The sequence below is a fragment of the Streptomyces sp. NPDC044984 genome, from assembly GCF_040646935.1.
Taxonomy (GTDB): domain Bacteria; phylum Actinomycetota; class Actinomycetes; order Streptomycetales; family Streptomycetaceae; genus Streptomyces.
Genome location: NZ_JBEZBE010000007.1, coordinates 150,412 through 162,317, shown reverse-complemented (window position 1 = coordinate 162,317; position 11,906 = coordinate 150,412). Strand labels below are relative to the sequence as shown.

General features: G+C 72.6%; 9 protein-coding genes and 1 pseudogene. 3 read left to right on the top strand and 7 right to left on the bottom strand.

What is annotated here, in order from left to right; all coding sequences use genetic code 11:
* Positions 1–8: 8 nt before the first annotated feature.
* From AB0A94_RS10275 to ssd, 5 genes and pseudogenes are all read right to left on the bottom strand, one after another.
* Positions 9–95 (bottom strand): annotated as a pseudogene (locus tag AB0A94_RS10275) (DUF4244 domain-containing protein); the annotation flags it as partial.
* Positions 96–162: 67 nt separating this feature from the next.
* Entirely contained in the window at positions 163–951 is a 789-nt protein-coding gene (locus tag AB0A94_RS10270) for a type II secretion system F family protein (protein ID WP_361741724.1), read from the bottom strand.
* Positions 948–1,823 carry a type II secretion system F family protein gene (locus AB0A94_RS10265; RefSeq protein ID WP_361741721.1) on the bottom strand — a complete coding sequence of 292 codons (876 nt, stop codon included), beginning with the start codon at positions 1,821–1,823 and terminating at the stop codon, positions 948–950. Before AB0A94_RS10265 ends, AB0A94_RS10270 begins: the two co-directional genes overlap by 4 nt.
* Positions 1,820–3,100: a TadA family conjugal transfer-associated ATPase gene (locus AB0A94_RS10260; RefSeq protein WP_361741718.1), complete on the bottom strand. Its 1,281-nt coding sequence runs from the start codon at positions 3,098–3,100 to the stop codon at positions 1,820–1,822. The genes AB0A94_RS10265 and AB0A94_RS10260 overlap by 4 nt, the downstream gene beginning before the upstream one ends.
* Positions 3,101–3,111: 11 nt before the next feature.
* Positions 3,112–4,218 (bottom strand): septum site-determining protein Ssd, encoded by a 1,107-nt coding sequence (gene ssd, locus AB0A94_RS10255; RefSeq protein WP_361741715.1) that lies wholly within the window; start codon positions 4,216–4,218, stop codon positions 3,112–3,114.
* Positions 4,219–4,798: 580 nt separating this feature from the next.
* Between ssd and AB0A94_RS10250 the strand changes: the two genes are divergently transcribed.
* A complete protein-coding gene (locus AB0A94_RS10250) occupies positions 4,799–5,632 on the top strand; it encodes an HAD family hydrolase (protein WP_361741713.1) in 834 nt (277 codons plus the stop codon).
* A gap of 393 nt (positions 5,633–6,025) precedes the next feature.
* Here AB0A94_RS10250 and AB0A94_RS10245 read toward each other — a convergent pair whose 3' ends face one another.
* Positions 6,026–6,850 (bottom strand): oxidoreductase, encoded by an 825-nt coding sequence (locus AB0A94_RS10245; protein WP_361741710.1) that lies wholly within the window; start codon positions 6,848–6,850, stop codon positions 6,026–6,028.
* 101 nt (positions 6,851–6,951) lie between these two features.
* Between AB0A94_RS10245 and AB0A94_RS10240 the strand changes: the two genes are divergently transcribed.
* Positions 6,952–7,932, top strand: coding sequence for an ATP-binding protein (locus AB0A94_RS10240; RefSeq protein ID WP_361741707.1), 981 nt, complete (start codon positions 6,952–6,954; stop codon positions 7,930–7,932).
* A gap of 3 nt (positions 7,933–7,935) precedes the next feature.
* Here AB0A94_RS10240 and AB0A94_RS10235 read toward each other — a convergent pair whose 3' ends face one another.
* Positions 7,936–9,204, bottom strand: a complete 1,269-nt coding sequence (locus AB0A94_RS10235; protein WP_361741704.1) for a hypothetical protein — start codon at positions 9,202–9,204, stop codon at positions 7,936–7,938.
* A 248-nt stretch (positions 9,205–9,452) separates the two neighbouring features.
* Between AB0A94_RS10235 and AB0A94_RS10230 the strand changes: the two genes are divergently transcribed.
* Positions 9,453–11,903 carry a SulP family inorganic anion transporter gene (locus AB0A94_RS10230; RefSeq protein WP_361741701.1) on the top strand — a complete coding sequence of 817 codons (2,451 nt, stop codon included), beginning with the start codon at positions 9,453–9,455 and terminating at the stop codon, positions 11,901–11,903.
* Positions 11,904–11,906 lie beyond the last annotated feature (3 nt).

Here is an 11,906-nt window from a genome sequence, read left to right as displayed (position 1 = left end):
TTCGGTTACTCCGAAGTCACCATTCCGGCGTCCCTCCGTGCCGTACGCACCTTGCACACCAGGGCACGCAGTCGTGCCCGCACCGCCTGATACATCTCAACCCCCGTGAGGAGAAATCGCGTTGATCTCGTAGTTCCCGTCTCTTCCACCGGTCGTCTTCCGTCAGGCGCCACCTCCTCCCAGCGCCTCGCCCGCCAGCCCGATCACCACGGGCAGCACGCCGACCGCGATGAACGCGGGCAGGAAACACAGCCCCACCGGCGCGCTGACCATGACGGCCGCCCGCCGGGCCCGTGCCGTCGCCGCGCGTGTCCACTCCGCGCGGGCCTCGGCGGCGAGCCGGGCCACGGGAGCGGCCAGGGGAAGTCCGGACTCATCGGCCCGCTCCAGCAGCCGGGCCAGGGGCCGGGCGCCCGGTAACGACGCCAGCCGGCGCCACGCCGCGGCCGGTTCACCGCCGAGCCGCACCTCCGCCGCGCCCCGCGCCAGCGCCTCCCCGACCGGCCCGCCCAAGGTCTCCCCGACGGCCTGCGCGGCGAGTACCGGGCCGGCGCCCGCCGCGATGCAGGCGGACAGCAGATCGGCGGCGAGCGGCAGTTGATGTTCCGCCCCGACGGTGCCGGGCTCCCGCGTGTGCGGAGCGGCCGCCGTCCGCCGCAGGCGCCACCGCCACAGTCCGGCCGCGACGGCCGGTCCCACCACCGCTCCGACGGGACCGCCCACCAGCACCCAACCGGCACCGGCCACACCCACATACGGCAGCCAGTTCCGCGCGGCGCGCAGCAGCGTGAGGTGCGGGGCAGTCGCCGCCCGCTCCAGGGACAGCACCCCGGCCAGTCGCCGCCGTCCTCTCCGCTCGCGCCGCGTGCGGCCCCACCACCCCGCCAGCCAGGCGAGCGCGCACACCGCTCCCACCACTGCCCCCAGCCTGTGGACGAGGTCCCCGCTCATGCCGCCACCTCCTCGGCGCCCCGCATGATCCGCAGTGCCCACCACAGCCCCAGGCCCTCCAGCACCCCGCCGACCGCCAGACAGGCCAGTCCCGACGGTGTGTGCAGCAGGACGCGCAGCGGGTCGGCGCCGAGAGCCGCACCGAGCGCCAGGCCCACGACCGGGAGCCCGGCGAGCAGCACCGCCGTGGCGCGGGCGCCGGCCAACTGGGCACGCAGATCGGCCCGCTGGTCCCGTTCGGCACGCAGCGCCGCTTCCAGCCGGTCGAGCCCGGCCGCGAGCCCGGCTCCCTGGTCCACCGCCACCCGCCAGCACGCGGCGAGTCCCCGCAGCCCTTCGGCACCCGGCTGCCGTGCCGCCTCCGCGAGCGCCTCCGGGACGTCCCCACCGAAGCGCGCCGCCGCCAGCACCGTCGCCTGCAGGTCACCGAGCCCGCCGGAGTCCCGCGCGGCCGGCAGCAGCGCCTCACCCGGTTGCCGCCCGGCGCGCACTTCTCCGGCGAGCGCCCCGCACAACGCGATCACCGCGTCGCCACGGTCCTCCCGCGCCCGGCGTTCCCCGGCGGCCCGCCGCACCCGCCTCAGCAGAAGCACCCCGGCCGCCCCCGCGACGACCGGCAGCGGCGACGCGCCCAGCACCGCCGACACCAGGCCGGCGGCCAACGACCACCACTCGGCCCGCAGCCGCCCGCGCGCCCGTCCCCACGTCCGGATCATCCGGGGCCACCCCGGCGGTCCGCCGCCCACCTCGTCTCCGCCGGCCAGCAGCAGTCGCGCCCGCCCGGCCCCGGCACGCCCGCCGCCCAGCAGCCAGGCCGCGGTCCCCAGGCACGCCACGGCCGCACCCGTCGACACCTCGGTCGTCCCGTTCATCCCCCGGTCCTCTCACCTGGTCCGCCGACGTCCCCGGTCCTCTCACCCGGCCCGCCGACGTCCCCGGTCCTCTCGCCCGGTCCGCCGACGTCCCCGGTCCTCTCGCCCGGTCCGCCGACGTTCCCGTTCCGGAGCAGCTCCCGCAGGCGCTGCCATCCCCGCTCCCGGGTGAAGGCCTGCGGGCCCCACCGCAGCGCCGGCACCGTCCGCACCAACCCCGACCGGTCCTGTTCCAGCACGTGCACCTCCGCGATCCGCCGCCGCCCGCTCCGGTCGCGTACGAGGTGCAGCACCACCGAGAGGGCGGCCACCACCTGACTGTGCAGGGCGAGCCGGTCGAGTCCGGCGGCCGTGCCGAGCGCCTCCAACCGGGCCGGTACATCGGTGGCGGCGTTGGCATGGACCGTTCCCGAGCCGTCGTGGCCCGTGTTGAGGGCGGCCAGCAGATGGATCACCTCCGGGCCGCGCACCTCGCCGACGACCAGCCGGTCCGGCCGCATCCGCAGCGCCTGCCGCACCAGGTCCTCGAGGGTGACGAGGCCCGCGCCCTCCTGGTTGGCGGGTCTGGTCTCCAAGCGCACGACGTGGGGATGATCGGGCCGCAGTTCCGCCGAGTCCTCGGCCAGGACGATGCGCTCGTCCGGCCCGACCAGCCCCAGCAACGCGCTCAGCAAGGTCGTCTTGCCGCTGCCGGTCCCCCCGCTGACGAGGAACGACAGCCGTGCGTCCAGCAGTGCCCGCAGCACGCGGTCCCCGCCCGGCGGGACCGTCCCGGCCGCCACGAGCTCGTCGAGGGTGAAGGCACGCGGTCGTACGACCCGTAGCGACAGGCAGGTGCAGCCGACGGCCACCGGGGGCAGCACCGCGTGCAGCCTGGTCCCGTCGGGCAGCCGCGCGTCGACCCAGGGCCGGGCGTCGTCCAGGCGCCGGCCGGCCACGGCGGCGAGCCGTTGGGCGAGGCGCCGGACGGCCGTCTCGTCGGGGAAGGCCACCTCCGTCAGTTCCAGCCCTCCGCCCCGGTCCACCCAGACCCGGTCCGGCGCCGACACCAGCACGTCGGTCACCGACGGCTCGGACAGGAGCCGCTCCAGCGGCCCACTGCCGACCAGTTCGGACCGCAACTGCTCGGCCGCCCCGAGCACTTCGGCGTCACCGAGCACCCGCCCCTGGTCCCGCAGCGCCTGCGCCACCCGCGCGGGCGTCGGCTCGGCCCCGCTCTCCGCCAGCCACCGCCGCACCCCGTCGAGCAGGCCGGGAGGCATGACCGCCGCGCTCATCACCGGCCTCCTCATGCCGCCCTCGCCTCCACCAGCGCCCGCTCCCAGAACTCCTTGCAGAAACGGGCCAGCGGGCCCCGGCCCGAGGCCCCGGGCGGTCGGCCCGCCTCGTACGGGCGTCGCAGGGCGGGCTCGACGGGCACGTCTCCGGCGAGGGGCAGCCCGAGCAGCCGGGCCACCTCCCGGTCGTTCAGTCCCGGCGCGTACGGCCCGCGCACCGCCACCCGCAGGTCACGCAGGACCATGCCCACGGCGGAGGCGACGCGGCCCGCCGCCGCGACGGCGCGCAGTTCCGCGGGGACCACGAGGAGCCCGAGGTCGAGCTGGGCGAGAACCTCGGCGACACCGTCGTCGACGCGGCGCGGCAGGTCGACCACGACGGTGCCGCCCCCGCGCCGCGCCGCGGCGAGCACCGCGCGCACGGCCCTGGGCGGTACGGCGAGACAGTCGCCGCGGTCCCAGCTGAGCACCCGCAGCGAGTGCAGTTCCGGCAGTGACTCCTCCAGGGCGCCGCCGCCGACCCGGCCGTGTGACGCGGCGAACGCCGGCCAGCGCAGCCCTTCGGCCGTCTCGCCCCCGAGGGCCACGTCGAGTCCGCCGCCCAGCGGATCGGCGTCCACGAGAAGGGTGCGCAGTCCCTCCCGCGCGGAGGTGACGGCGAGCGCGCACGCGAGCGTGGACGCTCCGGCGCCGCCCCTGCCGCCGATGACGCCGACGGTCAGGGCGGGCCGGCCGACACCTTCGGCCACGTCGGCGATGCGGTCGACCAGCCACTGCTCGCCGTCGGGCAGCATCAGGACGTGGTCGGCGCCGATCTCGACGGCCCGCCGCCAGACCCCGGGATCGTCCTGGTCGCGGCCGACCAGCACCACTCCCGGCCGGCGTGCCGCCCCGCGCACCCGTCGCGCGGCGTCGTCCCCGACCAGGACGAGTGGTGCGGCCTCCCAGCTGCCCCTCGGTTCCGGCACCGTGTGATGGACCTCCGGTGTGGCGCCGGCCGCCGCGCACAGGCGCAGCAGGTCGTCGAGGAGCCCGGCGTCCTCGGTGACGATCAGCGGTGCGCCCGGCCTGCCTCCTCCGGTGGCCGGCGGCGGATCGTGGGTGATGGTTCCGGACATGTTCGTCCCCCTTTGCTGCATCTCTCGCGCAGCCCCTGCGGCCTCGCGATTCCCAGATGTGCGAAGAGCCGGCAAGCGGTTCTCCTTTGAACGGCCGGCGGAAACCGGCCGTGCGCGCCCCGACAAACGGAACCGGGTGTGAACTCACGGCGAACGGGCGCGTCGGAATCACGATGCAGCGATCCGGAAAATCATGTGGATCTTGGTCGATAACTGTGGACGAGTCGGCGCCTGTGAATATCGCGGTCACCCATACCGGTGAGTCCCGCGCACCCCCTGTGCGACTCCCGCAGAGCAGTCCGACAACTACCGCGGGTAACTATTCATGCCCATGACACAAGAGGACACACCCGGCACCGACGAGGCGTACCAACCGCGAGAAGAGGGAAGAAAACCCACCCGGACATGCGACGACCCCCGCCGGGGGGGAGAGCGGGGGTCGTCCCCACGGCCGACTCGGGGGGGGGAGGAGTCGGACCGGGTTAGCACGGTCGCGAACGATCCGTGACTTCCATGGTGTACCCGAGAGCCCTCTCAGGCAAACCCACACGCCCCACCTTACGCCGAATGGGCTGCGCCTATGCTCAAGGACGTGGAAAACCACTCGATGCCCCGCACAGCCGCCTTCTTTGACCTGGACAAGACGGTCATTGCGAAGTCGAGCACGCTCACGTTCAGCAAGTCGTTCTATCAAGGCGGCCTGATCAACCGCAGGGCTGTCCTGCGCACCGCGTACTCCCAGTTCGTGTTCCTGGCCGGCGGCGCCGATCACGAGCAGATGGAGCGGATGCGCAAGTACCTGTCCGCGCTGTGCCGCGGCTGGAACGTCCAGCAGGTCAAGGAGATCGTCGCCGAGACGCTGCACGACCTGATCGACCCGATCATCTACGACGAGGCCGCCACCCTGATCGAGCAGCACCACACCGCGGGACGCGACGTCGTGATCGTGTCCACGTCGGGCGCCGAGGTCGTCGAGCCGATCGGCGAACTGCTCGGCGCGGACCGCGTGGTGGCCACCCGCATGGTCGTCGGCGACGACGGGTGCTTCACCGGCGAGGTCGAGTACTACGCGTACGGCCCGACCAAGGCCGAGGCGGTCAGGGAGCTGGCCGAGTCGGAGGGCTACGACCTGGCCCGCTGCTACGCCTACAGCGACTCGGTGACCGATGTGCCGATGCTGGAGTCCGTGGGCCACCCGCACGCCGTGAACCCGGACCGCGCGCTGCGCCGGGAGGCTCTCGCGCGGGAGTGGCCGATCCTCGACTTCCACCGGCCGGTACGGCTCAAACAGCGCTTCCCCGCGTTCTCCGTGCCGCCGCGCCCCGCCCTGGTCGCGGCGGCCGCCATAGGTGCCGCGGCGGCCACCGCGGGCCTCGTCTGGTACGCGAGCCGGCGCCGCACGACGCCGGCCTGACCGCCTCTCCCGCGAGCCGCCTCACCGATCGCCGGCCACGAACGCCCTGCCGGTGCCCGTTCGAGACGGGTTTGACACTAAAAGCAAAGAAGCAGGACGAGGGCTTCCGCTTGCTTCGAACCCGGAGTACAAAGGACTTGACGGCCCGCGAGACCGAGGACATCCGCGAGGATCACCTTCACCAACGCATTCATGGCCCCACGGACCGCGCATGGACACCGGGAACCCACGCGACGTCGACCCGTCGATTACGGGCCAGCCGCACCAGGTGACGGGCGAAGTCCCCGACCTGATGGGCACATATCGAGGACGCTTGGTAACGCGGTGGACATGCCAGCGGCGGTACGAGTACTCGTACCGCCGCATCTCTGTCCGGTTTCCGCCCGGCCCCTCTTACGCGGCCCCGCGCTGGAGCGCCTCGCACACGGCCGTCGACTCGCGCGCCCCCAGCTCGATCGCGCGCCCGCAGTGGGCGATCCAGGCCGCCACACCCTCGGGGGTACCGGAGACATAACCTTCCAGCGCCTCGATGTAGGCCTCCCGGCCCAGCTCGGCGTGCCCGACCTCGGCCGGGCAGACCGACTTGGGGTCGAGACCGCTGCCGACCAGGACGATGCGTTCGGCCGCACGCGCGACCAGGCCGTTGTGGGAGGTGAAGGGGCGCAGCGCGAGGAGTTCGCCGTGCACGACGGCGGCCGTCACCAGCGCCGGGGCGGAACCGCCCGCGATGATCAGCCCGGACAGCCCGTCCAGCCGGCCGTGCGCCTCCGCCGCGCTCGGCAGAGCGAGCCCGATCAGCGGCTCGTCGACCGGTTCGCCCTCCTGGCGGGGTCGCCCGACCCGCTCGGCCTTGTCGGCCGCCGCGACCAGGTGCAACCGGGCCAGGACCCGCAGAGGCGACTGCCGCCAGATGGACAGCAACTGCCCCGCCTCGGCGGTCAGCCGCAGCGCCGCGCCCATCGCGCGGGCGTCGGCGTCACCACTGAAGTCGCTGCGCCGGCGCACCTCCTCCAGGGCCCAGTCGGCGCCGGACAGCGCCGCCGAGCCGCGGGCGCCGCGCAGCGCCGCCTCGGAGGTGATCTCGTTGCTGCGCCGCCGCATGACCCGGTGCCCGTAGACCCGGTCCACGGCCTTGCGCACGGACTCCACGGAGTCGGCCACTCCGGGCAGGGAGCCCAGGGCGGCGAGCGGATCGGCGGTCGCGCCTGTCGTACTCATGAGTACGACACTACGCACCCCCGGCGCCCACCCCACGAAGGAGTGGTCTTCTTCACGTCCGGCCGCGACGCACAGCCACCTCTCCATTACCCTTGGTGAACATGAAAATTGCTTTCGTGGGAAAGGGCGGCAGCGGAAAGACGACCCTGTCCTCCCTGTTCGTCCGTCATCTCGCGGCCGTCGGCGCCCCGGTCGTCGCGGTGGACGCCGACATCAACCAGCACCTCGGGACCGCGCTGGGCCTGGACGAGGCGGAGGCGGCCGCACTGCCCGCGATGGGCGAGCACCTGCCGCTGATCAAGGACTACCTGCGCGGCACCAATCCGCGCATCGCGTCCGCCGAGACGATGATCAAGACCACTCCGCCCGGTGAGGGCTCCCGGCTGCTGCGGGTGTGCGAGGACAATCCGGTCTACGACGCCTGTGCTCGGCCGGTGGAACTCGACGGCGGAGCCGTCCGTTTGATGGTCACCGGCCCCTTCACCGACGCCGACCTGGGGGTCGCCTGCTACCACTCCAAGACCGGAGCGGTGGAGCTGTGCCTGAACCACCTGGTGGACGGCCCCGGCGAGTACGTCGTGGTCGACATGACGGCCGGCTCGGACTCCTTCGCCTCCGGCATGTTCACCCGCTTCGACATCACGTTCCTCGTGGCCGAGCCGACCCGGAAGGGGGTCTCCGTCTACCGCCAGTACAAGGAGTACGCCCGCGACTTCGGCGTCACCCTGAAGGTCGTCGGCAACAAGGTGCAGGGCTCGGACGACCTCGACTTCCTCCGCGCGGAGACCGGGGAGGACCTGCTGGTGACGGTGGGGCACTCGGACTGGGTCCGGGCCATGGAGAAGGGCCGGCCACCCCGGTTCGGCCTCCTGGAGGAGCCCAACCGGCACGCGCTGCGCCTGCTGCACTCGGCCGCCGACGCGACGTACGGGTCGCGCGACCGCGAGCGTTACACCCGCCAGATGGCGCACTTCCATCTGAAGAACGCCCGGTCGTGGGGCGACGAGCGCACCGGGACCGACCTGGCGGCCCAGATCGACCCCGGTTTCGTGCTCGGCGAGGACGTCACGGCGTCCGCCTGACGCTCACCGCTTCTGGGCCGGGGCTCCGGGCACCCCCTTGGGGGCCGGTGCGGAACCGCCGGACAGGAAGGACTCCCAGCCCTTCTCCGGGGCCTCGCCGACGTCCAGCGTGCGCAGTTTCGCCAGGGTCTCCGGGTCCTGGGCGTCCAGCCAGTCCACCAGCTGCCGGAAGGAGACGCAGCGCACGTCGGACTTGGTGCACACCTCCTCGATGACCTCCTCGACGGCCCGCATGTAGGTGCCGCCGTTCCAGGACTCGAAGTGGTTGCCGATGATCAGGGGCGCCCTGTTGCCCTTGTAGGCCCGCTCGAAGCCCTGGAGGAGGCCGTCCCGCATCTGGTCGCCCCACATCTCGCGCTTGGCGGGGTCGCCCTGGGGGGTGCCGGACTGGTTGACCATGAAGTTGTAGTCCATGGTGAGCTGCTCGAAGGAGTGTCCGGGGAAGGGTACGAGCTGCATCGACAGGTCCCACAGGCCCTGCTTCTTCTTCGGCCACACCTGGTTGTTGACCCCGCTGGTGTCGTAGCGGAAGCCCAGGTCGCGGGCGGCCTTCATGAAGTTCTCCTGCCCCTCCAGGCAGGGGGTGCGGGCGCCGATCAGCTCCTTGTCGTAGTCGAAGGGCAGCGGGGCCGAGTTCTTCATGCCGGCGTTGGTCTTCCAGGTCTTCACGAAGCGCTTGGCCTGGGCGATCTCGTCCTTCCAGTCCGCCACCGACCATTCGCCGACCCCACCGCCGCTGCCGCAGAAGTGCCCGTTGAAGTGGGTGCCGATCTCGTTGCCCTCGAGCCAGGCGAGGCGCAGCTGCTTCACCGTGTCGGCGATGCCCTCCTGGTCGTTGAAGCCGATGTCGGAGCGGCCCGGGAGGTGCCGCGGCGGGCGGTACAGATCGCGTTTCTCCTCCGGCAGCAGATACACGCCGCTCAGGAAGTACGTCATGGTCGCGTCGTTCTCCTTGGCGACCTTGCGGAAACGCGAGAAGAGCTTCTGGCCGTCCTCACCCGCACCGTCCCAGGAGAAGACCACGAACTGCGGGGGCTTCTCACCGCGCTTCAGCCGCTCGGGCCGGGGCAGGTGAGGCTGCGCGCCGGTGTACGCGGTGGAGCCGTCGCCGATCAGCCGGACGACGTTCTTCGGTGCCGGAGCCGGCTTGGCCTTCTCCCGGTCATGGGCCTGCTCGCCGCTGCTGTCGGTGCCGGTCCCGCAGCCGGCGAGCGAGGCGGCGCAGACCGCGACGATCACGGTGCCCGTGGCGATTCTGTGGGTGGCGGCCATCCGCCCACCTTCTTCCTTCTCTCGGGCCGAGCTCGATGAGGGCTTTGCCTGGTGCCGTGCCGGCCCACGCCGGCAGCGCCGTCAAGGTCACACGGAAGAGAGAAGGAATTAATACGACAAGCCGATGAAATAGCCACATCACTCGCTTGAGTGATTGATTCATCCATTTGCCCGGAAAGTCTATGCCAGTCCTTTACTCTCAATTACGATCCGTTTACGGATTGTTGATATCCGGGAGAGGAGAGACCGTGTCAGCCTGCGTTCCCGCCCGCGCTGCCGACTCGGATCGGACCGAGCGCGCCCACCCGCCCCACAGCCCGCCACCGGCGGGCCCTCCACGCCCGCGTATCGCGGGAGCCGACCTGTCGGCCTCGGTCGCGGTCTTCCTGATCGCCCTTCCGCTGTCCCTCGGCATCGCCCTCGCCACCGGCGCGCCGCTCCAGGCCGGCCTGGTCGCCGCCGCCGTGGGCGGAATCGTCGTCGGGCGGATCGGCGGCTCCCCGCTCCAGGTGAGCGGTCCCGCCGCCGGACTCACCGTCGTCACCGCCGACCTCATCCAGCACTACGGCTGGCGGACGACCTGCGCCATCACCGTCCTCGCCGGACTCGCCCAGCTCGGCCTCGGCTGCCTGCGCGTGGCGCGCGGCGCGCTCGCCGTGAGCCCCGCGATCGTGCACGGCATGCTCGCCGGCATCGGTGTCACCATCGCCGTCGCCCAACTGCACATCGTCCTCGGCGGCACTCCGCAGAGCTCCGTCCCCGACAACCTGCTCGCTCTTCCCGCGCAGTTGGCGAACCTGCATCCCGCGGCCCTGTCGGTGAGCCTGCTGACCCTGGCCCTGCTGCTGCTCTGGCCCCGGCTCCCGGGCCGCGCCGGACGCGTTCTCCGCGCGGTTCCGGCAGCGCTCGTCGCCGTCGCCGGAGCCACCGCGGTCGCCGCCACGGCCGGCCTCGTCCTGCCCAAGGTGGATCTGCCCTCCTGGCACAACCACGCCCTGGCCGGGCTGCCCGAAGGGCCCGTGCTCGGCCTCGCCGCCGCCGTGCTCACCACGACGCTGGTGTGCAGCGTGCAGTCGCTGCTCGGCGCCGTGGCCGTGGACAAGCTGGTCTCCAGCCGCCCAGGGCCCGGCCATGTAGGGCGCTCCGACCTGGACCGCGAACTGCTCGGCCAGGGCGCGGCCAACATCGTCTCCGGCTCACTCGGCGGACTCCCGGTGGCCGGGGTGGCGGTCCGCAGTTCCGCGAACGTCAAAGCGGGTGCCGTGAGCCGGAACTCCACGATGCTGCACGGCGTTCTCGTAGTGATCGCCGCGCTGCTGATGGTCCCGCTCCTGGAGCTCATCCCGCTCGCCTCGCTCGCCGCCCTGGTGATGGCCGTCGGCATCCAGATGGTGTCCCTGAACCACATCCGCACGGTGACCCGCCACCGCGAAGTCCTGGTCTACGCCGCGACCACCCTCGGCGTCGTCTCCTTCGGTGTCCTGGAGGGCGTGGCACTGGGCATCGCCGTCGCCGTCGGCGTGGCCCTGCACCGGCTCACCCGCACCCGGATCACGCACGAGGAGCAGGAAGGAGTCCACCACGTACACGTACGAGGACAGTTGACGTTCCTCGCGGTGCCCCGGCTCAGCCGGGCCCTGCACCTCGTGCCCCAAGGAGCCGACGTGGTCGTGGCGTTGGACGGCTCCTTCATGGACCACGCGGCGTACGAGACACTGCAGGACTGGCAGAGCACGCACACCGCGCGGGGCGGCACCGTCGAGATCACCGGCCGCCGCGCCGGGGTCCGGATCGCCGAACCCGCGGCCCTCACCTCCGGGCACCCGCCCGACGGGAGCGAGGAGGCCGACGCGTCCGACACCGGCTGCCGCTGCCGGCCCTGGACGGCCTGGCGCAACCACCAGTGCGAACGCCCGCACCCCCTGCCGGGCGGCGACCCACTGCCGGGCGGCACCGACGGAACGAAGGGAGCGGACGGAACGGAGGTGACGGACGGAGCCGCCGAAGGGGAACCGGAGCCGGCCGAAACCGGCGGCCACGCACTGGTGCGCGGCATCAGCGCGTTCCAGCGCAACACCGCCCCCCTGGTGCGGGGTGAGCTGGCCCGGCTGGCGCGCGAGGGACAGCGGCCCGCACATCTGTTCCTGACCTGTGCCGACTCCCGGGTGGTCACCTCGATGATCACGGCAAGTGGTCCGGGAGATCTGTTCGTGGTGCGCAATATCGGCAACCTCGTGCCACCGCCGGGCGCGGAGAGCGGCGACGACTCGGTGGCGGCCGCCATCGAGTACGCCGTGGAGGTGCTGGCGGTCCGGTCGATCACGGTGTGCGGACACTCGGGGTGCAGTGCGATGCAGGCGCTGCTCGACACCGAGCCGGACGGCGCCCGCACCCCGCTGAGACGCTGGCTGCGACACGGCCGGCCGAGCCTGCAGCGCATGGGCGACGACAGCGGGTCCCCGTCGCGGCTGGCCGGGCGGGCACCCGCCGACGCGGTCGAGCAGCTCTGCCTGACGAACGTGGTGCAGCAGCTGGAGCATCTGCGCGCCCATGAACCGGTGGCCCGGGCCATGAAGGACGGGACTCTGGAGCTGCACGGCATGTACTTCCACGTGGGTGAGGCCCAGGCGTATCTCCTCACCGAGCGGGACGAGGAGAAGGTGTTCGGCCGGGTACGGTCCGCGGACCTGACGATGTGAGGG